This is a genomic window from Pseudomonas sp. IT-P12 (assembly GCF_949767465.1).
Taxonomy (GTDB): Bacteria; Pseudomonadota; Gammaproteobacteria; order Pseudomonadales; family Pseudomonadaceae; genus Aquipseudomonas.
Genome location: NZ_CATKPY010000027.1, coordinates 16,591 through 37,755 on the forward strand (window position 1 = coordinate 16,591; position 21,165 = coordinate 37,755).

The following is a 21,165-nucleotide window of genomic DNA, read 5'->3' on the forward strand; positions in this document are numbered from 1 at the left end:
ACCGAGGCCGCCGAGGAAATCAACCGAGCCTCAGTTCCACAGGCCGATTTTTTCCAACTCCTGCTTGAAGTTGTCCCGCGTGATCAGCGTCACGTCGTCCATTGCGGTGTACTTGGGCGGTTCCTTGCCGGTGGTGACCCACTCGAACATCATGCTGGCGGTGTTGTAGCCTTCGATGTGCGGGCTGGGCAGCATCGAACCGAAGAAGCCGCTGTTGGGCTTTTTCAGCTCACCGATGGCATCGGTGCCATTGATGCCGATGCCGATTACGTTCGCCGCGGCAAACCCGGCACTCTCGGTGGCGCGCACGCCGCCCAGCACGGTGTTGTCGTTCATGCCGCCGATGATCAGGTTTTTCGCTGCGCCCGGCAGTTTCACCAGCGCCGAGTTGGTGGCGTCCATGCTGCCCGGTACGTCGAGGGTCTTGAGCGCCGAGAACAGGATGTGGTCCTTCGGCATCCCGGCGTCTTCCAGGGCCTTGACCGAACCGTCGGTGCGTTTCTTGCCGGTGTCGAGTTCGTTGTAGGTGTTGATCACCGCGTAGGTGTCTTTCCAGTCCCAGCCGCGCTTCTTCGCTTCGGTGGCCATCGCCGCGCCCTGCTTCTGGCCAACCTCGAAGGCCGCCATGCCGAGGTAAGGCACGTCTTCCATGAACTTGCCGCTGGCGTCGACGAAACGGTCATCCACCGCAATCACTTTCAACCCGTTGAGCTTGGCCTTGGCCATGATCGCAGGCCCCAGGGACACGTCCGGCGGGCAGATCACGAAACCCTTCGCGCCGTTGGCGGCCAGGCTGTCGATGGCAGACAGGGTTTTCTCACCGTCCGGCACAGCGATCTTGATGACGGTGAAGCCCTTGTCTTTCCCGGCCTTTTCCGCGAAAGCCCATTCGGTCTGGAACCAGGGTTCTTCCGCCTGCTTGACCAGAAAACCGATCTTCACTTCCTCAGCCGCCAGCAGCGTACTGCTCAGGCTGACCGCAGTGACCGCCAAAGCGGCACGGCACAGGGAACGGATCCCACGACGACGATTCATAAGCTGACTCCTTGTTATTTTTTTTGAGCGTTAGTTGAAAGCCAATCAAAGGTTACTGCAAATAGTCATATCGTATGATGATTGGATTTCAGGCGTGGTTCCGCACCTGAAATCGAGGGGCTCAGTCGTGATACATCACTGAGCGACCACCATCGATGGTGATGCACGAAGCGTTGATGAACGGCGCCTCGTCACTCGCCAAAAACACCGCCGTCATCGCCACCTCCATCGGTTGCCCGATGCGACGCGGCGGATGCAGGTCGAATGCGCGCTGACGTTCGGCGTGCGGGTCGGCAAAGCCGTTCCAGTAATCGATGTTCAGTTGGGTTTCGATATAGCCCGGGGCGATGGCGTTGACGCGAATGCCCTTGGCCGCGTATTCGATGCCCAGTGCACGGGTCAGGCCGAGCAGGCCGTGCTTGGCCACCGGGTAAGGGAAGCAGCCCGGAATGATGTGGCTGGAATGGGTCGAGGCAATGTTGATGATGCTGCCGACGCCCTGCTCGATCATCTGCGGCAACACCGCCCTGCAACCGAACCAGGCGCCGTCCAGGTCGATGGCAAAGCACCGGCGCCAGTCTTCCTCGGTCATTTGCAGGGGGTCGCGGAACACGTTGACGCCGGCACAGTTGACCAGCACATCGATGCGACCGTGGCGTTCGACGGCGAGCCGGGCCATGGCGTGCAGGTCATGCTGACTGGACACATCGACCTTGAGCGCCTGGACATCGAAGCCTTTGTCGCGCCAATGCTTCGCCACGGCTTCGACTTTTTCGCCCTGGATATCGCTGATGACCAACCGGGCCTGCTGCGAAGCGAAGGCGGCGACGATTGCCTCGCCAATGCCCTGGGCGGCGCCGGTCAGCAGCACCACCTTGTTGCTCAGGCGTTCGCCCTTGGGTGGTTCGGGCACGGGAGGCAGAGACAGGAGCTCAGCCATGCGCCCGAGCCTCTATTCCTGGGCACGACGAAAACCGGGCATGTGTGGATGTCCGGGCGAAATAGCAGCAGATAAATCGTTTCATCACTTCACCTGTCTTGTTCTTTTTAAGTGTGAGTGCGTGCAACTGATGGAGCCGACTATAAACCCGACCGCCAAATAATCTCAATATATAATTTTACATCCCATATTTTGGGATTTAACCGGCAAATCTCGTACAGGGTTTTCCGGACACATCGACCTGAAGGGCCAACAGTGCGCCGTCCAGCGGATGGTTGAGCGGGCTGGCTGCGCTGGTGATGTAGAGGGTGTTCAGGTCGGCACCGCCAAACACGCAACTGGTGGGACGACTGACCGGCAGCTCGATCACGCGGTCGACCTGCCCGTCCGGTGCCAGCCTGAGCAGGCAACTGCCGTCCCAGCGCGCATTCCAGATGAACCCGTCGGCATCCATCGCCGAGCCATCGGGACCGCCTCGCTCATGCGGGCCGAACCAGGCCTGGGCGGGCTCGAGATTGCCGTCGGTCCGAATGAAATGCCGGTAGAGCGTGCCATCCAGACTGTCGGCGAAATACAGCGTGGTGGCGTCGTCACTCCAAAGCAGCGTGTTGGGAATCCCCAGACCGCGCAGCAGCGGCGTGACACGGGCATAGCGGTCGACACGAAACAAACCGCCGGAACGCCGCACCAACGCCAGGTCTTCGCCGTTTTCGCCGATGTTGTTCTGCATGGTGCCAAGCCAGAGTCGGCCCTGAGCGTCGCAACGGGCTTCATTGCCGCGATTGCCAGGCTGCGGGTCGGCGACGCACAACAGCGTCAGCCGCGGCTCGAGCCCCGGCGAATCGAGGTCCAGCCGATAGACGCCACTACTCAATGTCACCAGTGCATCGCCACGTTCACAGGGAATGAAGGCGGACACGTGCTCGGGCATCTGCCAGATCTGCACGTTGGCGCCGATCAAACGCAGCGCCTGACGACCGGCGATATCGACCCAGTACAGTGCCTGGGTCGGTGCGTCCCAGAACGGCCCTTCGCCCAATTGCGCGCGATGCCCGGTGACTGCAGTCCACTTCATGAAACCTCCGCCTTGTTGTTGTTTTTATCTGGAACACATCCGTTCCCGGATCCTGCCCCTTTAGCCGGCTTTCTTGTCGGCCATGACCTGCGGGTAAAAACGCTTGATCGCCAGGTCGGCGTTATCGATCAGGGTCATGCAGGCCCATACGCCCCGCGCCGAATCACGGGCGGCGATGGCATCGGCCATTTCTTTGTGGATGGGCAGCGTGCGTCGCAGTTCGTCCGGGTCGGCCGCAGACACTTCGAAAGACACCGCCAGCAACGCGCCGAGCGCCGGGACCATCTGTTCGATGAACTGGTTGTGGCTGGCCGCCAGGATGCACTCATGGAAAAACCGGTCGGCGCGGTTGTAATCGATGCCACCGTCAACAGCGCGCTCCAGCGCGTTATAGGCCAGCAGAATCGCGTCGACCTGTTCGACCGTCGCCCGCTCGCAAGCCCAGCGCACCGCCATCGGCTCGATGGTGCGGCGCAAGTCCAGCAGGTCGTCGACAAAATTTTCCGGCAAGCCGCTGCGTGACAGCCAGCCAACCACCTGTGGATCGAAGAGGTTCCAGCGCCGAACCGGCAACACCCGGGTGCCGACCTTCGGACCGACTTCGAGCATGCCCTTGGCAACCAAAGTCTTGATGGCTTCGCGGATGACCGTGCGACTGACGCCCAACTGCTCGCCGAGATCGGCTTCAACCTTGAGCGTTTCCCCCGGTTTGACCTGACCGGCGGCAATCCAGCAACCCAGCCAATCGACCGTCGACGCATGAAAACTGCTGGACATGGACACCTCGAAGCCATTCGCTGAGGAGGACCACGCTAATCATCATATGATTGGGTGTCAATTTGATTTTTCACCGGAACACCCAAGCTCCACAGCAAGCTCCCCCAGGGGCATGCGTCAGGGTTCGAGGCCGATCCGGAAAAATTCACCGCCACTCCACACCCCCAACCAACGCTGCCCGTCGATCTCACGACTGACCGCCAGCTCCACCAGTTGGTAGAACACATTGCGGTGGATCAGGGCTTCTAGGTTGCTGCGCACATGCACGTAGGGCGCAGGCTCCTGGGTATCGGGATCGATCATCACCCGGATCGGATGCTCGGCACCTGCCTCGGTGGTTTCGTCGACGTTGGTGGTAAAGCGCAGGGTTTGTGCTTCGCCCTCACCCTCCACTTCCACGGCAATCGCGACAAAGGGTGCGTCGTCGACCTTGATCCCGACTTTCTCGACCGGGGTGATCAGGAAGTAGTCATCGCCGTCGCGGCGGATGATGGTGGAGAACAGCTTGACCATCGGTTTGCGCCCGATCGGCGTGCCCAGGTAATACCAGGTGCCGTCGCGGGCGATGCGCATGTCGATGTCGCCGCAGAACTCGGGGTTCCACAAGTGGACCGGTGGCAAGCCCTTGGTCTTGGGGATTTGCCCCAACAGGTCGTTGGCTTTCTGCGGGCCACTCATGGCGTTCTCCTTCGATTTACTGGTCGCTGATCCCCAGCAGGCTGCGCGCGTATTGTTCCAGCGGCGGGCCCATCAGGTCTTCCGGCTTTTTGTCGTGGAACGTCAGTAAACCGCCACGACTCTTGATGCGTGCAGTATCAATCAAATACTGGGTGCTGGTCTCGATCAACATGATCTGAATCACCCCGGTGTCGACACCGAGACGATCCACGGCTTCCTGGTCCAGCCACTCATCGGAGTTGCCGATGCGGTCGTCGGCCTTGGCGAAACGGGTATACAGCAGGTAATGCGCGCCTACCGCACGGGCCTCGCCCATGGCCTGGTCGAGACCTTCCGGCGCCCGCGCGCGGCGGACCATCGGGAAGTACTCGATAAAGCCGTCGAAAGCGACTTCGGCAATCACGTTGGGTCGTGGATACACGGCACTGTGCGGCGGTGCAAAGGCACCTTGGGCAATGTAGACGAACGAGTCCGGCTGGATGCGCAGGTTGTTCACCCGACGGCTATCACTGTGGTCAAGCAGACCGGCGTCGCTCATATGGTAGCGAGTCCCTTCTGCCATATCGCTGACATTCATGCAGCCACCAAGTGCCAAAACGGCCAGCAGCAAAACCAGGCTACGCATCCTACCCTCCAGAGACCGGTGACGGAAAACCGGCGAATGGCCATGGGATGCAGCTTCCGCGCCAGCTCCCGAACTTGGGAACCGTATGGATACAATCGCTAAAGACCGCGGGGGACGAGCCTGCTCGCGAGAGCATCAGCCGCCAATGATCTTCATGACGGTCGCGCCACCGGAGAACGCCACATCCTGCTTGTCACCCAGGGCTTTCACCAGCAGGCGTTGCAAAGCCGGCAATGCCTGATGACGCGGCTTGTCCAGGAGGTCACCGACATAGTGACGGTTGCTCGACGACAGGCAGCCATGCAGCCAGCCGGTGGACGACAAGCGCAGTCGCGAGCAGGTCCGACAGAACGGTACGCTTTCGTTGGCGATCACGCCGAAATAACCCTGACCCGGAATCTCGTAGCGCACGGCGGTGGCGTCGATGGGCGCATCGGCCTGGAGATACTCATGGTGATCGCCAATCAGGCTCAACAGCTGTTGCAAGCTGACGAACTGCTGCAGGAACGCATTGGAATCGCTGGCCAGGTGACCCATGCGCATCAACTCGATGAAGCGCAACTCATAGCCGCGCTCCAGGCAGTAATCGAGCAGCGGCATCACCTGGTCCAGGTTCTGCCCGCGCAATGGCACCATGTTGACCTTGATTTTCATCCCGGCCGCGCTGGCCTGCGCCATGCCATCAAGCACCGTCGCCAGGTCGCCACCGCGGGCGATGGTGCGAAACGCACTGGCATCCAGGGTATCGAGGGACACATTGAGACGGCGGATGCCTGCGTTGACCAACAACGGCAGTTTTTTCGCCAGTAACTGGCCGTTGGTGGTCAGGCTGATGTCTTCCAGCCCCATCTGCCCCACAGCCGCCATGAAGGCTTCGAGTTTGGGGCTGACCAACGGCTCGCCACCGGTGATGCGCAAGCGCTCGATGCCGGCCGCTTCGATCAGATACGCCACGCCGCGCGCCATGGCCTCGGCCGACAGCTCATCCTGCGCAGCCACCAGCCGCTTGCCGTTGGGCACGCAGTAGGTACACGCGTAATTGCAGGCTGAGGTCAGGCTGATTCGCAGATTGCGGAAACGCCTGCCTTGACGGTCAACGATCATGATCACTCCGGCACAGGGGAATCGAACGAAGCAAAACTTGACTCACAAATCAAGTTTTAGCAAGTCCTATGCCTGAGTATATTCCTGAGGTACTGCGCCATGTAGCAAAATCATGGCGCGATGACGCAACTGAACAACTCAGGTGCTCGGTGTGTCGGTATCACGCTTGCGCTTGTTGCCCATGCGCACACCGATGTCCATCAGGAACTGGAAGAAACCTTCCTGATCTTCCAGCACATTGCTCCAGAACGGCGAGTGATAGAGCGCCACCGCACCGTGGACCAGCGCCCAGGACGCGCAATAGTGGAAGTAAGGCGGCACGTCTTCGAGCTTGCCTTCGCTGATCCGGCCCTTGATCAGCAGGGTCAGGCGTTCGAAGTTGGAGGCGCGGATCTTGTGCAGCTCCTCGATCATCTCCGGCACCTGGTTGCCCTTGACCACCTTCTCCTCAAGACGATCGAACAAGCGATAGCGTTGCGGATCGCGCATGCGGAATTCGAAGTAGGCCCGGGACAGGGCTTCCTTGTCCTTGTCGACATCGGCCGAATGCAACAGCTCGTTCAGATCACGCTCGTAATCGAGCATCAGGCGCAGATAGATCTCCGCCTTGGACTTGAAGTGCTTGTAGATCGTGCCTTTGCCGATACCGACGGCATCAGCAATCATCTCGACGGTGACACTGTCTTCACCCTGGTCGAGGAACAGCTTGAGCGCGGTATCGAGAATTTCCTGCTCGCGGCGACGAAATTCACGGACCTTACGAGGTTCTTTATGCATAAGAAAAGGTCTGTCGGGGTCAAAATTCGAAGCCGCGTATTATGCCTAACTTGCGCAAAAATGCACGGATCATCCGAGCATATCTGTGTTTCTCGATGATTTCTCGCAAGGTCCTCTTTTAATGAGAACGCTTCTGAAGCGGCTGTATTCCAAAATTGTTTAAAAACCGCGACCGGTGAACTGGACTCGGCGCAATACTGATCAATACTTCAACTGTCGGCGATGCATCTCCCCCAAGTGCCGCGCCGATATTGGTACCAACGGACCGCGTACCATTGTTTTACTCCTAATGGTCTTAACCCGGATTCACCCCCCAGAACCCGGGTTTTTTTTGCCTGCGATTTAACCTTTCACATGCGCCAGCGGAAACAGCCGGCGGAAATTCGCGGTGGTCTGCTCGGCCAATCGCTCGTAGGACTCACCGCGCAACATGGCCAGGAACTCTGCCACTTCCCGCACATATTGCGGCAGGTTCGGCTTGCCCCGATAAGGGATCGGCGCCAGGTAGGGCGAGTCGGTTTCCACCAGCAAACGGTCGGCGGGCACTTTACTCGCCACGTCACGCAGCGCATCGGCATTGCGGAAAGTGACAATCCCGGACAGGGAAATGTAGTAGCCCATGTCCAGCGCCTCCCGGGCCATCTCCCAGTCCTCGGTGAAGCAGTGCAGGACGCCGGCCTGGGGCAGCGCAGCCTCGCGCAACAGGCTCAGGGTGTCGGCCCGGGCGCCCCGGGTGTGAATGATCACGGGCTTGCCGGTCTGCTGTGCAGCTTGCAGGTGCAGGCGAAAGGACTCCTGCTGCAACTGCGCCGCCTCAGGCTCGTAGTGATAATCCAGGCCGGTTTCGCCAATCGCCACCACGCGCGGGTGATTGAGTTCCTGCAACAGCCAATCCAGCGCCGGTGCAGCCCCCGGTTGGACGTCCAGTGGATGCACGCCCACCGAACAATTGACATCGTCGTAGCGCTCGGCCAGGGCCTTGACGTCGGCGGCGTTGTCGGCGCTGACGCCGATGCACAGAAAGTGCCCGACCCCGCGCTGCCGGGCTGCGTCGAGTGCGGCATCCAGGGAGCCGTCGTGTGCGGCAAGGTCAAGGCGGTCAAGGTGGCAATGGGAATCTACAAGCATAAAGGGGCGGCAACTTACATCGTATGAGTGGGACGGTCGGACTTCAGGGCTCCGGCCAGATGGGTTTCGATTCGACTGCGCGCGGCGCTGTCGCCATCGTTGAACTGCACGCCCACGCCAGCGGCGCGGTTGCCCTGGGCACCTTTGGGCGTGATCCAGGCGACCTTGCCGGCCACCGGGATTTTTTCCGGTTCGTCCATCAGGTTCAGCAGCATGAACACCTCGTCGCCCAACTTGTAGCTCTTGTTGGTCGGGATGAACAGGCCACCGTTCCTGATGAACGGCATGTAGGCCGCGTAAAGCACGGATTTGTCCTTGATGGTCAAGGACAGGATGCCGTTGCGCGGGCCCTGGTTCGCGGTTTCATTCATGCTGACCTCCACTGCCGATGTTCAGAGTCTAGGCGCAGTCGATCACTTCTGGGTAGGCAATGACGCCCATTGCACCAGCAAGGCTTCCAGCAACAGCACGCGGTTGAGGTTGGCCTTGCTCAGGACTTTCTGGCGCTGGGCGAGTATCCAGTCCTGAATATTCAAGGTTTTTTCCTGGCTGGTTTTCTGCGCCAGGTACTGAATGACCTTGCGCATGTCGGGCAGCCCCAGCCCGTCTTCGTCCTGGGTCAACTGATATCGCAGGATCAGGCTCGACCAATCGCAGAACCAGTCGAACAGCAACAGCAGCGGAATCGAATTCCAGCCCTCGGCCAGCTGCGTGGGTGATTGTTGTTGCTTGAGCAGTTTCTTGACGCCGTCGACCACCAGCGCCCGCTGCTCTCGCACACCCTGGGCGTGCAGGTTGACCGCCGCCAGCGGCGAACCGGCGGCCAGGGTCAGCAACTCGATGCGTTCCTCTTCGGCGCAATCGGGCAGCGCCGTCGCCAGCCAGGCCAGGCTCACCGCCTCGCTCGGCAACGGGCACGCCTGCTGCACGCAACGGCTTTTGATGGTCGGCAACAGGCGGCTGCTCTGATGGCTGACCAGCAGCAGCACCGTGTCGCCGGAAGGCTCTTCAAGGCTTTTGAGCAAGGCGTTGGCAGCGTTGACGTTCATCGACTCGACCGGCTCGATCAGCACCACTTTGCGCCCGCCCAGTTGCGCGGTTTGCACCACGAAGCTGACCAGGTCACGCACCTGATCGACCTTGATTGCCTTGTCGGCCTCTTCCGGCTCGAGAATGTAGTTGTCAGGGTGACTGCCGGCCTTGAGCAGCAGGCAGGATTTGCACTCGCCGCAGGCGCCCTCACCGGTCGGGTGCTGGCACAGCAGGCTGGCCATCAGGCGTTCGGCCAACGCGCGCTTGCCAATTCCGGCCGGACCATGCAGCAGATAGGCATGAGCATGCTGCTTGCGACCGGCGAACTGCTGCCAGAGGCTGTCCTGCCACGGATAGGCTTCAGCCACGGCTCAGCTCCAGCAGACGCGGCAACAAGGCGTCCAGTGACTGCTGGACCTGCGCCAGAGGCTGTGCGGCATCGACGAGCAGGTAACGCGTCGGTTCTGCTGCGGCACGCTTGAGGAACGCGCTGCGCACGGCATCGAAAAAGGCTCGGCCTTCCAGCTCGAAGCGATCCAGGCGGCCGCGGGCGCTGGCACGGGCCAGGCCCACTTCCACCGGCAAGTCGAAGATCAGCGTCAAGTCCGGACGCAGATCGCCCTGGACGAAGGTTTCCAGCGTCGCGATGCGCTCCAGCGACAAGCCACGTCCTCCACCCTGATAGGCGTAGGTCGAATCGGTAAAGCGATCGCACAGCACCACGGCGCCCCGGGCCAGTGCCGGGCGAATCACGCCGGCCAGATGCTGGGCGCGGGCAGCGAAGACCAGCAGCAGCTCGGTGTCCGGGTCCATGGACTCTTCGACCGGGGCCAGCAGCACGTCGCGGATGCGTTCGGCCAGCGGCGTGCCACCGGGCTCGCGGGTCAATACCACTTCCAGTCCAGCGGTGCGCAGACGCTCGGCAAGGTATTCGCGGTTGGTGCTCTTGCCGGCGCCTTCAGGGCCTTCCAGGGTAATAAACAAGCCAGTCACGGGCAGTCCTTAGTCAAGTTCATTGCGGGCGTTGCGGCGTGGAGGCGCCCGATTCGGGCGCAGACTCGGCAGCGGGCTCTTTGGCAGGTTCTTCGCTCGGTTGCGGTTGCGGGTCCGGCTCCTGGCTTGGCGCCTGAGCCGGTGCCTGAGCGGGCTCGGGCGGGGTCACGGGCGGCAACGCTTGCGGGTCGGTGTCAGGCGAAGCCGGCGGGATCGGCGCCGGCTCACCATTCGTTTCAGGAGCCGTGACCGGCGCCGGGCTGGAGCGATAATCGGCACGTCGCTTGAGCTGGAACTCGCGCACGGCACTGTTGTGGGCGTCCAGATCGTCGGAGAACACATGGCTGCCATCCCCACGGGCGACAAAATACAGGCTGTTGCCGGCCACGGGATTCAGCGCTGCATGGATCGCTTCGCGGCCGACCATTGCGATCGGCGTCGGCGGCAGGCCTGCGATCATGTAGGTGTTGTAAGGGGTCGACTCCTTGAGATGGGCGCGGGTCAACTTGCCGTTGTAACGATCGCCCAGGCCGTAGATCACGGTCGGATCCGTCTGCAACAGCATCCCCAGCCCCAGACGTCGCACGAACACCCCTGCAATCTGCCCGCGCTCCTGCGGCACGCCGGTTTCCTTCTCCACCAGCGAAGCCATGATCAGCGCCTGGTAGGGGTCTGTATACGGCACGTCCGCCGCGCGTTGTGCCCACTCGGCGGCCAGCACCTCATCGAGGCGGTCATAGGCTTTTTTCAGCAGCTCGACGTCGGTCATGCCACGAACGAAACGATAGGTGTCCGGAAAGAAACGCCCTTCCGGAAAGACACCCTTGTGACCGAGCTTGTCCATCACATCGCTGTCGCTCAAGCCGTCCAGGGTCTTCTCCAGCTTTTCAGCCTTGGCCAGGGCCGCGCGAACCTGATGGAAATTCCAGCCTTCGACCAGGGTCAGGCTGTACTGGACCATCTCGCCGCGCTTCCACAAGTCGATCAGGTCGTCGACCGTCATGCCGGGCTGCATGCGGTATTCGCCACTGTGCAGGGGTTGCCTTGGCAGGTTGAAGCGCCAGTACACGCGCAACCAGAAAGCGTCCTTGATGACGCCATCGGCTTCAAGTCGGTAGAAAGTGCGGGTGGGGGTCGTGCCCTTGGGCACATCCAGCAACGCTTCCTGAGCAATATTCAATGGCTGGTTCAGCGCCGTATGGATCTTCCAGGCCGAAGCGCCCAGACACAACCCTGCCAGAACCAGGCCGGTTTCCAGCAACAGCAAGAGTTTACGTCTCACGTATCAAGCATCCAGTAGCGCGCGGGAAATGTGTTGGAGTTTACGGGTGAGCGGCCCAACCGGCCAGCTCAGTGCTGCATAGGCGCGCACCGGCCAGACGCCATATACGCTGTTGCAGACAAAGACTTCATCGGCCCATTGCAGCTGTTCGAGGGTGATGTCGGTGATATGCGTGGAGATTCCCAACGACTCGGCTTGAAACAATAATTCCGCGCGCATCACGCCGGCAACACCACAACGCTTGAGATCGGCGGTGATCAACACGCCATTGCGCACAAGGAACAGATTGCTGAAGACGCCTTCGATCACCCGCCCCGCCTGATCCAGCATCAACCCTTCGGCGTGCTCGGCGTCTTGCCATTCGGACCGCGCGATGACCTGCTCAAGACGGTTCAGGTGCTTGAGCCCCGCGAGCAGGGGTTGCGTGGAGAGTCGCGTGGCGCAGGGAAACAGACGAACGCCTTGTTCGGCATGGATGCCGGGATAGGCAGCCGGGGGATTGCCCTGCAGGATGCGTCGGGCCTGGGCCGAGGGATCGGGCGCGTAACCGCGCAAGCCGTCGCCACGGGTGAGAATGAGCTTGAGCACGCCCTCACCCAGTGCCGCGGCGTAGGCCAGCACCTCGCTGCGGATCAAGCCGTGATCGGCGTTGATCGCCAGCCGCGTGCAGCCTTGCGCCAGGCGCGACAGATGGCGATCCAGCAACAACGGCTGGCCACTACGCACGGCAATGGTCTCGAACAGACCATCGCCGTAAGCCAGGCCGCGATCCTTCAGCGACAGAGCGTCAGCCGGCTGACCGTCGACCCAGCCGTCCATCAGCCTGCGAACCGGCGGAACACCAGCGAGCCGTTGGTGCCGCCAAACCCGAAGGAGTTGGACAGCACCACGTCGATATCCATGTTGCGCGCCGTGTGCGGCACGAAATCGAGGTCACAACCTTCGTCCGGCTCATCCAGGTTGATGGTCGGCGGCGCCGCCTGGCTGTTGATGGCCAGCACGCTGAAGATCGCCTCGACCGCGCCTGCAGCACCCAGGAGGTGACCGGTCATGGACTTGGTCGAGCTGACGGCCAGCTTGTAGGCATGATCGCCGAACACCGACTTGATCGCACAGGCCTCGGCCAGATCGCCGGCCGGCGTCGAGGTACCGTGGGCGTTGATGTACTGGACCTGATCGAGATTGACCTTCGCATCGCGCAGGGCATTGGTGATGCAACGTGCAGCACCGGCACCGTCCGCAGGAGGCGACGTCATGTGGAAGGCATCGCCACTGGTGCCAAAGCCAACCAGCTCGGCATAGATGGTCGCGCCACGGGCCTTGGCATGTTCCAGCTCTTCGAGCACCAGCGCGCCGGCACCGTCGGACAGGACGAAGCCATCACGGCCCTTGTCCCACGGACGGCTCGCACGGGCCGGTTCGTCATTGCGGGTGGAAAGTGCACGCGAGGCACCGAAACCGCCCATGCCCAGGCCACAGGCGGCCATCTCGGCGCCGCCGGCGATCATCACATCGGCTTCGTCGTACATGATGTTGCGTGCTGCCATGCCGATGCAGTGCGTACCGGTGGTGCACGCAGTGGCGATGGCGTAGTTGGGTCCCTGTGCGCCGAGGTGGATCGACAGGAAACCGGAAATCATATTGATGATCGAGCCAGGCACGAAAAACGGAGAAATCCGCCGTGGGCCGGAATCATGCAGGGTGCGGCTGGTTTCTTCGATATTGGTCAGTCCGCCAATACCCGACCCCATGGCCACGCCAATGCGTTCACGGTTGGCGTCGGTGACTTCAAGACCGGCATTGCGTACCGCCTGGAAACCGGCGGCCAGGCCGTATTGAATGAACAGGTCAAGCTTGCGAGCTTCCTTGACCGACAGGTATTCCTCGACATTGAAGCCCTTTACCGAGCCGCCAAAACGGGTGGAATAGGCAGAAAGGTCGGTGTGTTCGATCAGACCAATGCCACTGCGGCCAGCCAGAATGCCCTGCCAACTGCTCGGCACATCTGTGCCCAGTGGCGACAGCATACCCATACCGGTGACTACGACGCGTCTACGCGACACAACACTCTCCTTTTTCAAATGACGACTTTGCATCAGGCCTAAAGAAAAAACCGCACGCCGTGACGGCAGTGCGGTTTTTCCACGACAGCGAGCAACGATTACAAACTATTACGCCTGGTGGGCAGTAACGTAGTCGATTGCAGCTTGTACAGTAGTGATCTTTTCAGCTTCTTCGTCAGGGATTTCGGTCTCGAATTCCTCTTCCAGAGCCATCACCAGCTCAACGGTGTCAAGGGAGTCGGCACCCAGGTCTTCAACGAAGGAAGCAGTGTTGATCACTTCTTCTTCTTTAACACCCAGTTGCTCGGCAACGATTTTCTTGACGCGCTCTTCGATGGTGCTCATACCTTGTTTTCACTCCTAATGGACAAATTCAGGCAGCTGGCCAGTGGATAAGTGTATAGAAAGACTTTTCAGCTTTTCAACTGAAAGCTTCACTCCTCAGATCCGGCGACCCTCTGCCTATAAATAGATTGCAGCTTTATAACGGATTTTAGACAGCTCGTATGACATTTTTTTGAAGCAATCCGTCACATTTAACCTACATATACATCCCGCCGTTCACCGGGATTGTAGCCCCAGTCACGTATGCCGCACCGTCGGATGCAAGAAAAGCGACCACAGACGCGATCTCTTGTGCTTGTCCCAGACGGCCCAGCGGAATTTGCGCCTGCAAGGCTTCACGCTGTGCCTCGGGCAGTTCACGGGTCATATCGGTGTCGATGAACCCAGGGGTTACCGAGTTTACCGTAATCGAACGTGAACCGACTTCACGCGCCATGGCACGGCTGAAACCTTCCAGACCTGCCTTGGCGGCGGCATAGTTTACTTGGCCTGCGTTGCCCATGGCACCCACAACCGAACCAATACTGATAATTCGACCCCAACGGGCCTTGGTCATGCCGCGCAAAACACCCTTGGACAGGCGATATAGACTGTTCAGGTTGGTATCGATGACGTCATACCACTCGTCGTCTTTCATGCGCATCATCAGGTTATCGCGGGTGATACCGGCATTGTTGACCAGAATCGCCGGCGCACCGAACTGTTCCTGGATGCTCGCCAGTACCTTTGCCACGGATTCATCGCTGGTGACATTGAGTTCCAGGCCAGTGCCCTGGATACCGTTTTCCTTCAGGGTCGCGGCGATGCGCTCGGCGCCCGAAGCGGAGGTCGCGGTGCCGACAACGATGGCCCCCTGACGACCCAGTTCCAGGGCGATAGCCTGACCGATACCGCGGCTGGCACCGGTGACCAGTGCAACTTTACCTTGCAGACTCATGCAAGCTTCTCCTGATTCAGGCCAACGCTGCGCGGGCGGCAGCGAAAGCATCTGGGGTATTGAGGTTGGATGTCGATACGCCTTCGGCGCAACGTTTGTTGAGGCCTGCCAGGACTTTGCCGGGACCGCACTCGACCAGCTGGGTCGCGCCCTTGGCAGCCAGTGTCTGCACCGATTCTACCCAGCGCACGGGCTTGTAGAGCTGCTCGAGCAGATCGCGCTTGAGGGTTTCCAGATCGGCGGATACCTGGGCACTGACGTTCTGCACCAGCGGAATCTGCGGCGCCTGCCAGTCGATCGCGGCGATCGACTCGGCGAAACGCTCGGCCGCAGGACGCATCAGCTCGCAGTGGGACGGAACGCTGACCGGCAACGGCATGGCACGCTTGGCGCCACGGGCCTTGCAGCCTTCGATGGCGCGCTCGACCGCCGCCTTGGCGCCGGCGATGACCACCTGGCCCGGGGAGTTGAAGTTGACGGCGCTGACCACTTCGCCTTGCGCCGCTTCGGCACAGGCTGCCAGCACGTCAGCGTCTTCCAGGCCGAGGATGGCCGCCATGCCGCCCTGCCCGGCCGGAACGGCTTCCTGCATCAACTGGCCACGGCGTTCGACCAGTTTCACTGCGTCGCCCAGGCTCAGGCTGCCTGCCGCGACCAGTGCGCTGTACTCGCCCAGGCTGTGACCGGCGACGTACGCTGGACGCGCGCCACCTTCGGCCAGCCACAGACGCCACAAGGCGATCGAGGCCGTCAGAATGGCCGGCTGGGTCTTGTCGGTTTGATTGAGTTGCTCTTCCGGCCCTTGTTGGGTCAGTGCCCACAGGTCATAGCCGAGCGCATCGGATGCTTCTTTGAAGGTTTCGAGGACCACTGGATGTTGCGCGCCCAACTCGGCCAGCATGCCGAGGGACTGCGAACCCTGTCCTGGAAAGACGAATGCGAGGGAAGCAGACATGTAACAAGCCCCTAATGATCTTGTCGTCGAAGAATTGGCGCCCCACCGGGGGACGCAAGAAACTGACAGTTTGGATGGCCAATGGAACCAAGCGGTCACATTTAAGCATTGTCCGACGAAAACGCCTAAAGCAACAAATCCTCCAGCCGACCGTGAATGCGCTCCGGCAGGTTTTCCTGAATCTCTATAAGCGCCCGTGAAATCGCACTCTGAAAGCCCAGAACACCGGCAGATCCATGACTTTTCACCACAATTCCCTGCAAACCGAGGAAACTTGCGCCGTTATGCCGCGCAGGAGCGAGATCCTCTTGCAGGCGCTTCATCAACGGCAACGCCAGTGCGCCGACGACTTTTGATGCAAAGTTTTTTTTGAACAGGGCTTCGATGCGCCCTGCAATCATGGTCGCCAGGCCTTCGCTGGACTTGAGCAGGATATTGCCGACGAAGCCGTCGCACACCACCACATCCGCTTCGCCACGGTACAGACCGTCACCCTCGACAAAACCGATGTAGTTGATGCCTCGAGCGTTCTGCAACAAGGTCGCCGCCAACTTGACCTGCTGATTGCCCTTGATGTCTTCGGTGCCAATGTTGAGCAATGCCACCCGGGGACGAACGATACCCAGGGTTTCAGCGGCTACCGACCCCATCACGGCGAATTGCAGCAGATGCTCGGCACTGCAATCGACATTGGCACCCAGGTCGAGCAACTGGCAATAGCCCTTCTGCGTCGGAATCGCTGCCACCATGGCCGGCCGGTCGATACCTGGCAGCGTCTTGAGCACGAACCGCGACAACGCCATCAGCGCGCCGGTATTACCGGCACTGACGCACGCCTGGACCTTGTCATCGCGCAGCAACTCCAGGGCCACGCGCATCGACGAGTCCGGCTTGCCACGCAGGGCCTGGGCAGGCTTTTCGTCCATGGTGATGACTTCGGACGCCGGTGCAATCGACAGGCGCGAGCGATCCACAGCCGAATGGCCAGCGATCAATTCTTCAAGAAGGGAGGGTTGACCGACGAGGGTCAGGTGCAGCGAGGGTGTAGCAGACAGGCAAGCGAGGCTGGCCTGGACAATGCTGCGGGGACCGAAGTCCCCGCCCATTGCGTCAATCGCGATGACTTGAGCAGACAAGTGATTACTCGTCAGCGCCCTTGTCGATCACTTTACGGCCACGGTATACGCCTTCTGGCGATACGTGGTGACGCAGGTGAACTTCACCGGTGGTTTTTTCTACAGACAGGGTGCTAGCCTCGAGAGCATCGTGCGAACGACGCATGTCACGGGCAGAGCGGGATTTTTTGTTCTGCTGAACAGCCATAATTGATTAACTCCTAAACGTTTGGGTCACGCTTTAACTGCGCCAATACACTGAACGGGTTGGACCGCGTTACCTCGTCCTCGCTCGGTTCGGGTTCATCTGCTCCCGCCGGCTGCTGGCATTCTTCCGGATGATGAGCAGGCACAATGGGCAAGGCGAGCAGAAGCTCCTCCTCGATCAGTGACTGCAGATCCAAAGGATCTTCGCCCAGTTCCAGCACGTCATAACCTTTCGGCAACGACTGGGTATTCGCACCCTCCTTCACCACAGCATAACTGCATTCGCTATGGATCGGCAGGGTGACCAGCTCAAGACAACGCTGGCAAACCATTTTGACTTCGGTGTCGATAAAGCTGTGGATTACCACAGACTTACGTTCATCTCGTTCAAAAACGAATTTAGCCTGCACCGTACCGACAGTGTCGGAAAGCGGGTCGCAGAGTCTCTTCAAATCGGCCAGCAGCATTTCACCTTGAAGGGTGGTGCCACGGTCAGCCAATTTGCGCGGGTCAACGTGAGGTGGAATCGGGTCATTCAACATAGGCGCAGCATTATAGGGATGCCCCCGGCCATGTCAAAGGAAATTCCGCCCTGTCCGTCACCTGGAAGCCTCGCTAGAATTCGCACCTGTGATCCGGAGATGCACATGCTGCCTTTATTACTCGCTTCAAGCTCGGCCTATCGCCGGGAATTGCTGGCCCGCCTGCAACTGCCGTTCATCTGCAGCTCGCCGGATATCGACGAAAGCCGCCGGCCGGACGAGCCTGCGATCGAACTGGTCAAACGCCTCGCCCGGGAAAAAGCGCAAGCCCTTGCCGGCAGCCATCCCGCTCATCTGATTATCGGCTCCGACCAAGTGGCGGTGCTCGGCGAACGGATTATCGGCAAGCCCCATACCTTCGAGAAGGCCCGCGAACAACTGCTCGCCTCCAGCGGCGCCAGCGTGACCTTCCTCACCGGCGTGGCCCTGCTCAACAGCCAGACCGGCCATTGCCAGGTCGACTGCGTGCCATTCACCGTACACATGCGCACACTCGACACCGCACGCATCGAACGCTACCTGCTGGCCGAGCAGCCTTACGATTGCGCTGGCAGCTTCAAGGCCGAGGGCCTGGGCGTGAGCCTGTTTCAACGCACCGAAGGCGCGGATGCCACCAGCCTGATCGGCCTGCCGCTGATTCGCCTGATCGATATGCTGCTGGTCGAAGGTGTTGCAATACCCTGAGCGCCCGCCCTCCTCCATGAAAAAACCGGCCACGAGAGCCGGTTTTTTTCATGCCGCCCGCCAGTCAGCGCAGCGAAGGGCCATGGAACCCCATCCACATCGCCAATTGCTCAGCCACGCTGGCGCCGAGCTTTTTCGAGAAGCGATCGAACGGCGATTCCTGCACAGTGAAATCCACCAGCTCTTTCTCGCCAATCACATCACGCGCCACCGAACTCGCATTGCCCAGGCCATCGATCAAGCCCAGCGGCAGCGCCTGCTCACCGGACCAGACCAACCCAGAGAACAGCTCCGGATGCTCTTTGTCCTTCAGGCGGTCACCACGCCCCTGCTTGACGCTGTTGATGAACTGTTTGTGGGTGGTATCGAGCACCCCTTGCCAGAACGCAGTCTCTTCAGGCTTCTGCGGCTGGAACGGATCGAGAAACGACTTGTGCTCGCCGGAGGTGTAGGTACGACGCTCGACACCGAGCTTTTCCATGGTGCCAACGAAACCGTAACCGGCGGCGGTCACACCGATGGAGCCCACCAGGCTCGCCTTGTCGGCATAGATCTGATCGGCGGCACTGGCGATGTAGTAGGCGCCGGACGCGCCCAGGTCGGAAATCACCGCATACAACTTGGTATCGGGGTGCAAACCGCGCAGACGGCGAATCTCGTCATAGACATAGCCCGACTGCACCGGACTGCCGCCCGGGCTGTTGATCCGCAGGATCACGCCCTTGACCTTGTCATCCTCAAAGGCCGCCCGCAGGCTGCCGACGATATTGTCCGCACTGGCGGGCTCCTTGTCGGCGATCATGCCATTCACATCGATCAGCGCCGTGTAGCTGCCGCCGCGGCTGGCAGCCTTCTCCATATCCATCAACGGCGTGAACAAGGCCAGCGCGACGAACAGGTACACGAAGGTCAGGAGCTTGAAGAAAATCCCCCAGCGACGGGATCGACGCTGCTCCTGCACCCCGGCCAGCAAGGTTTTTTCCAGCAGCTTCCAGCTTTTCTCGTCACCGCTTTGCGCACTCGACTTCTCGGGCGCCTTCCATTCGTCGGTCATGCCATTCACCCCAGCAAAAACGTATTAAGCCCGCTGATTCAGCCAGGCATGCAACTGTGAAAAACGATCAATGGACAACCGTGGCTCAAACGCTTTCAACGCCTCGATCGACTGAGCGCCATAGCTGACCGCCACCGAACCCATGCCGGCGTTGCGCGCCATCTGCAGATCGAACGACGAATCACCCACCATCAACGCCTGCTCCGGACGCACCTCGCAGTGAGCGAGGATCTGCTCGAGCATCAACGGATGAGGCTTGCTGGCGGTTTCGTCGGCCGCACGGGTGATATCGAAATAGTTTTCCCAACCGTGGGATTTCAGCACCCGATCCAGACCGCGACGCGCCTTGCCTGTCGCGACCGCCAGGTGATAGCCCTCGGCACGAAACGCCTCCATCGACTCCACCACGCCTTCGAACAAGGGCGAAGGCACGGCTTCCGAAGCGATGTAGTGATCAGCGTAATGCTGGCGAAACGCCTCCATCTCCCTGTCATCGATCTCGGGATACAGGGTGCGAATCGCTTCTGGCAGACCCAGGCCGATGATGCCCTTGACCGCAAAGTCATCACGCAACTCGAAGCCCATACGGCCGGAGGCAACGTGCATCGCTTCAACAATCCGACCGATGGAATCGGCCAACGTGCCGTCCCAGTCGAAAATCAACAATTTGTAATCAGATGGGTGCACTCAGGCGCTCCACAGTTTGGGACCACATGTCATCAACCGGGGCCTGAAGCTTCAGCTCGCCGCCATCGGGCAGCGGCACGGTCAGCATGTAGGCATGCAGGAACAGGCGTTTGCCGCCCAGATCACGGATTTCCCGGGTGAAATCGTCATCGCCGTACTTGCTGTCACCAGCGATGCAGTGCCCGGCGTGCAAGGTGTGCACGCGAATCTGGTGAGTCCGACCGGTGACTGGCTTGGCCTCGACCATGGTGGCGAAATCGCCGAAGCGGCGCAGCACCTTGAACACGGTCAACGCGTCCTTGCCCTCTTCGTTGACCTCCACCATGCGCTCGCCCGAACGCAGATTGCTCTTGAGCAGCGGCGCGCGCACCTGCTTGATCGATGTCGCCCAGTTGCCCCGCACCAGCGCCATGTAGCGCTTGTCGACGCCATCGCCGCGCAGCGCTTCATGCAAATGGCGCAACATGCTGCGCTTTTTGGCAATCATCAGCAGGCCGGAGGTGTCCCGGTCCAGGCGATGGACCAGTTCCAGCTCCTTGGCTTCGGGGCGCAGCTGCCGGAAGGCTTCGATCACGCCGAAGCTCAGGCCGCTGCCGCCGTGGACCGCGATCCCGGCCGGCTTGTTGATCACGATCAGCGCCTTGTCTTCGTAGACAATCGAGGCCTCCAGGCGCTGCAACAGCCCCTGGGCAACGGGCACCGGCTCGTCACGTTCGGGCACGCGAACCGGCGGGACGCGCACGATATCGCCCGCCTGCAGCTTGTATTCGGGCTTGATCCGACCTTTGTTCACCCGCACTTCGCCCTTGCGCAAAATGCGGTAAATCAAGGTCTTGGGCACGCCTTTGAGCCGAGCGAGAAGGAAGTTATCAATACGTTGGCCGGCATATTCCGGCGAGACCTCAAGCAGTTGTACGCCTGGAGTCGAGGGGGCAGTAGTCGTCATGGCGCGGATGATATCAATTTTTTATGGAATTGAAGCACTTAATCATTACTGCTATAGTCGCGAACGCCGCCAAAAGCGGCCTGGACAGCGGATTAACGGTCAAAAACCGGCCCTGACCAAAGCAATTCACCAGGACGCGAGGCCGTCCTACGGGGCTTTCGCTACGTAACGGTGGAGTTTGCAG

The 21,165-nt window shown here is 60.4% G+C and carries 25 protein-coding genes; 1 reads left to right on the forward strand and 24 read right to left on the reverse strand.

Going from position 1 to position 21,165, the window contains the following annotated elements; translation table 11 throughout:
- Nucleotides 1–30 precede the first annotated feature (30 nt).
- The 21 genes from ACM6IM_RS26875 to ACM6IM_RS26975 form a co-directional block, all read right to left on the reverse strand.
- Complete coding sequence (locus ACM6IM_RS26875) at nt 31–1,035, reverse strand: substrate-binding domain-containing protein (protein WP_414866777.1); 1,005 nt, start codon at nt 1,033–1,035, stop codon at nt 31–33.
- Nucleotides 1,036–1,156: 121 nt separating this feature from the next.
- On the reverse strand, nt 1,157–1,975 hold the full coding sequence (locus ACM6IM_RS26880; protein WP_414866778.1) for an SDR family oxidoreductase: 819 nt from the start codon (nt 1,973–1,975) through the stop codon (nt 1,157–1,159).
- Nucleotides 1,976–2,174: 199 nt separating this feature from the next.
- Nucleotides 2,175–3,050, reverse strand: a complete 876-nt coding sequence (locus ACM6IM_RS26885; RefSeq protein ID WP_414866779.1) for an SMP-30/gluconolactonase/LRE family protein — start codon at nt 3,048–3,050, stop codon at nt 2,175–2,177.
- A gap of 60 nt (nt 3,051–3,110) precedes the next feature.
- A complete protein-coding gene (locus tag ACM6IM_RS26890) occupies nt 3,111–3,827 on the reverse strand; it encodes a FadR/GntR family transcriptional regulator (protein WP_414866780.1) in 717 nt (238 codons plus the stop codon).
- Between the two features lie 117 nt (nt 3,828–3,944).
- Nucleotides 3,945–4,505 carry a DUF1285 domain-containing protein gene (locus tag ACM6IM_RS26895; protein WP_201193109.1) on the reverse strand — a complete coding sequence of 187 codons (561 nt, stop codon included), beginning with the start codon at nt 4,503–4,505 and terminating at the stop codon, nt 3,945–3,947.
- Nucleotides 4,506–4,521: 16 nt separating this feature from the next.
- Nucleotides 4,522–5,130 (reverse strand): DUF4823 domain-containing protein, encoded by a 609-nt coding sequence (locus ACM6IM_RS26900; RefSeq protein ID WP_192306046.1) that lies wholly within the window; start codon nt 5,128–5,130, stop codon nt 4,522–4,524.
- Between the two features lie 135 nt (nt 5,131–5,265).
- Entirely contained in the window at nt 5,266–6,234 is a 969-nt protein-coding gene (locus ACM6IM_RS26905; RefSeq protein ID WP_414866781.1) for a GTP 3',8-cyclase MoaA, read from the reverse strand.
- A 138-nt stretch (nt 6,235–6,372) separates the two neighbouring features.
- The gene (locus ACM6IM_RS26910; protein WP_201193115.1) at nt 6,373–7,011 is read right to left on the reverse strand and encodes a TetR/AcrR family transcriptional regulator; all 639 of its coding nucleotides are present in this window, start codon (nt 7,009–7,011) and stop codon (nt 6,373–6,375) included.
- Nucleotides 7,012–7,353: 342 nt separating this feature from the next.
- Nucleotides 7,354–8,139, reverse strand: a complete 786-nt coding sequence (locus tag ACM6IM_RS26915; protein ID WP_414866782.1) for a TatD family hydrolase — start codon at nt 8,137–8,139, stop codon at nt 7,354–7,356.
- Nucleotides 8,140–8,153: 14 nt separating this feature from the next.
- Nucleotides 8,154–8,510 (reverse strand): PilZ domain-containing protein, encoded by a 357-nt coding sequence (locus tag ACM6IM_RS26920; protein ID WP_192306040.1) that lies wholly within the window; start codon nt 8,508–8,510, stop codon nt 8,154–8,156.
- 42 nt (nt 8,511–8,552) lie between these two features.
- Nucleotides 8,553–9,539, reverse strand: coding sequence for a DNA polymerase III subunit delta' (locus ACM6IM_RS26925; RefSeq protein WP_414866783.1), 987 nt, complete (start codon nt 9,537–9,539; stop codon nt 8,553–8,555).
- Nucleotides 9,532–10,164 (reverse strand): dTMP kinase, encoded by a 633-nt coding sequence (gene tmk / locus ACM6IM_RS26930; protein ID WP_414866784.1) that lies wholly within the window; start codon nt 10,162–10,164, stop codon nt 9,532–9,534. The genes ACM6IM_RS26925 and tmk overlap by 8 nt, the downstream gene beginning before the upstream one ends.
- 19 nt (nt 10,165–10,183) lie before the next feature.
- Nucleotides 10,184–11,446: an endolytic transglycosylase MltG gene (gene mltG, locus ACM6IM_RS26935; RefSeq protein ID WP_414866785.1), complete on the reverse strand. Its 1,263-nt coding sequence runs from the start codon at nt 11,444–11,446 to the stop codon at nt 10,184–10,186.
- 3 nt (nt 11,447–11,449) lie between these two features.
- Nucleotides 11,450–12,265, reverse strand: coding sequence for an aminodeoxychorismate lyase (gene pabC, locus ACM6IM_RS26940; protein WP_414866786.1), 816 nt, complete (start codon nt 12,263–12,265; stop codon nt 11,450–11,452).
- A complete protein-coding gene (gene fabF, locus ACM6IM_RS26945) occupies nt 12,265–13,509 on the reverse strand; it encodes a beta-ketoacyl-ACP synthase II (protein ID WP_192306030.1) in 1,245 nt (414 codons plus the stop codon). The genes pabC and fabF overlap by 1 nt, the downstream gene beginning before the upstream one ends.
- Before the next feature lie 108 nt (nt 13,510–13,617).
- Entirely contained in the window at nt 13,618–13,854 is a 237-nt protein-coding gene (gene acpP / locus ACM6IM_RS26950; protein ID WP_192306028.1) for an acyl carrier protein, read from the reverse strand.
- 196 nt (nt 13,855–14,050) lie between these two features.
- Entirely contained in the window at nt 14,051–14,791 is a 741-nt protein-coding gene (gene fabG / locus ACM6IM_RS26955; RefSeq protein WP_201193162.1) for a 3-oxoacyl-ACP reductase FabG, read from the reverse strand.
- A gap of 16 nt (nt 14,792–14,807) precedes the next feature.
- Complete coding sequence (gene fabD / locus ACM6IM_RS26960) at nt 14,808–15,746, reverse strand: ACP S-malonyltransferase (RefSeq protein ID WP_414866787.1); 939 nt, start codon at nt 15,744–15,746, stop codon at nt 14,808–14,810.
- 125 nt (nt 15,747–15,871) lie between these two features.
- The gene (gene plsX, locus ACM6IM_RS26965; RefSeq protein ID WP_414866788.1) at nt 15,872–16,882 is read right to left on the reverse strand and encodes a phosphate acyltransferase PlsX; all 1,011 of its coding nucleotides are present in this window, start codon (nt 16,880–16,882) and stop codon (nt 15,872–15,874) included.
- 4 nt (nt 16,883–16,886) lie between these two features.
- Nucleotides 16,887–17,069 (reverse strand): 50S ribosomal protein L32, encoded by a 183-nt coding sequence (gene rpmF / locus ACM6IM_RS26970; protein ID WP_003179396.1) that lies wholly within the window; start codon nt 17,067–17,069, stop codon nt 16,887–16,889.
- A 13-nt stretch (nt 17,070–17,082) separates the two neighbouring features.
- Nucleotides 17,083–17,610: a YceD family protein gene (locus tag ACM6IM_RS26975; protein WP_192306020.1), complete on the reverse strand. Its 528-nt coding sequence runs from the start codon at nt 17,608–17,610 to the stop codon at nt 17,083–17,085.
- A gap of 105 nt (nt 17,611–17,715) precedes the next feature.
- On the opposite strand from ACM6IM_RS26975, the gene ACM6IM_RS26980 reads away from it, so the two are divergent.
- Complete coding sequence (locus ACM6IM_RS26980; RefSeq protein ID WP_201193163.1) at nt 17,716–18,294, forward strand: Maf family protein; 579 nt, start codon at nt 17,716–17,718, stop codon at nt 18,292–18,294.
- Between the two features lie 64 nt (nt 18,295–18,358).
- On the opposite strand, the gene ACM6IM_RS26985 is transcribed toward ACM6IM_RS26980, so the two are convergent.
- From ACM6IM_RS26985 to rluC, 3 genes are read right to left on the reverse strand one after another with little or no spacing between them, the layout of a single operon-like run.
- Nucleotides 18,359–19,348: a S49 family peptidase gene (locus tag ACM6IM_RS26985; protein ID WP_201193165.1), complete on the reverse strand. Its 990-nt coding sequence runs from the start codon at nt 19,346–19,348 to the stop codon at nt 18,359–18,361.
- A 24-nt stretch (nt 19,349–19,372) separates the two neighbouring features.
- Entirely contained in the window at nt 19,373–20,035 is a 663-nt protein-coding gene (locus ACM6IM_RS26990; protein WP_192306014.1) for an HAD-IA family hydrolase, read from the reverse strand.
- Complete coding sequence (gene rluC, locus ACM6IM_RS26995) at nt 20,022–20,981, reverse strand: 23S rRNA pseudouridine(955/2504/2580) synthase RluC (protein ID WP_192306012.1); 960 nt, start codon at nt 20,979–20,981, stop codon at nt 20,022–20,024. Before rluC ends, ACM6IM_RS26990 begins: the two co-directional genes overlap by 14 nt.
- Between the last annotated feature and the right edge of the window lie 184 nt (nt 20,982–21,165).

Excerpts from the sequence above, each read along its gene's own strand:
- ACM6IM_RS26875 (WP_414866777.1), bottom strand. The coding sequence starts at position 1,035 with ATGAATCGTCGTCGTGGGATCCGTTCCCTGTGCCGTGCCGCTTTGGCG.
- ACM6IM_RS26880 (WP_414866778.1), bottom strand. The coding sequence starts at position 1,975 with ATGGCTGAGCTCCTGTCTCTGCCTCCCGTGCCCGAACCACCCAAGGGC.
- ACM6IM_RS26885 (WP_414866779.1), bottom strand. The coding sequence starts at position 3,050 with ATGAAGTGGACTGCAGTCACCGGGCATCGCGCGCAATTGGGCGAAGGG.
- ACM6IM_RS26890 (WP_414866780.1), bottom strand. The coding sequence starts at position 3,827 with ATGTCCAGCAGTTTTCATGCGTCGACGGTCGATTGGCTGGGTTGCTGG.
- ACM6IM_RS26895 (WP_201193109.1), bottom strand. The coding sequence starts at position 4,505 with ATGAGTGGCCCGCAGAAAGCCAACGACCTGTTGGGGCAAATCCCCAAG.
- ACM6IM_RS26900 (WP_192306046.1), bottom strand. The coding sequence starts at position 5,130 with ATGCGTAGCCTGGTTTTGCTGCTGGCCGTTTTGGCACTTGGTGGCTGC.
- ACM6IM_RS26905 (WP_414866781.1), bottom strand. The coding sequence starts at position 6,234 with ATGATCGTTGACCGTCAAGGCAGGCGTTTCCGCAATCTGCGAATCAGC.
- ACM6IM_RS26910 (WP_201193115.1), bottom strand. The coding sequence starts at position 7,011 with ATGCATAAAGAACCTCGTAAGGTCCGTGAATTTCGTCGCCGCGAGCAG.
- ACM6IM_RS26915 (WP_414866782.1), bottom strand. The coding sequence starts at position 8,139 with ATGCTTGTAGATTCCCATTGCCACCTTGACCGCCTTGACCTTGCCGCA.
- ACM6IM_RS26920 (WP_192306040.1), bottom strand. The coding sequence starts at position 8,510 with ATGAATGAAACCGCGAACCAGGGCCCGCGCAACGGCATCCTGTCCTTG.
- pabC (WP_414866786.1), bottom strand. The coding sequence starts at position 12,265 with ATGGACGGCTGGGTCGACGGTCAGCCGGCTGACGCTCTGTCGCTGAAG.
- acpP (WP_192306028.1), bottom strand. The coding sequence starts at position 13,854 with ATGAGCACCATCGAAGAGCGCGTCAAGAAAATCGTTGCCGAGCAACTG.
- fabG (WP_201193162.1), bottom strand. The coding sequence starts at position 14,791 with ATGAGTCTGCAAGGTAAAGTTGCACTGGTCACCGGTGCCAGCCGCGGT.
- fabD (WP_414866787.1), bottom strand. The coding sequence starts at position 15,746 with ATGTCTGCTTCCCTCGCATTCGTCTTTCCAGGACAGGGTTCGCAGTCC.
- rpmF (WP_003179396.1), bottom strand. The coding sequence starts at position 17,069 with ATGGCTGTTCAGCAGAACAAAAAATCCCGCTCTGCCCGTGACATGCGT.
- ACM6IM_RS26975 (WP_192306020.1), bottom strand. The coding sequence starts at position 17,610 with ATGTTGAATGACCCGATTCCACCTCACGTTGACCCGCGCAAATTGGCT.
- ACM6IM_RS26980 (WP_201193163.1), top strand. The coding sequence starts at position 17,716 with ATGCTGCCTTTATTACTCGCTTCAAGCTCGGCCTATCGCCGGGAATTG.
- ACM6IM_RS26985 (WP_201193165.1), bottom strand. The coding sequence starts at position 19,348 with ATGACCGACGAATGGAAGGCGCCCGAGAAGTCGAGTGCGCAAAGCGGT.
- rluC (WP_192306012.1), bottom strand. The coding sequence starts at position 20,981 with ATGACGACTACTGCCCCCTCGACTCCAGGCGTACAACTGCTTGAGGTC.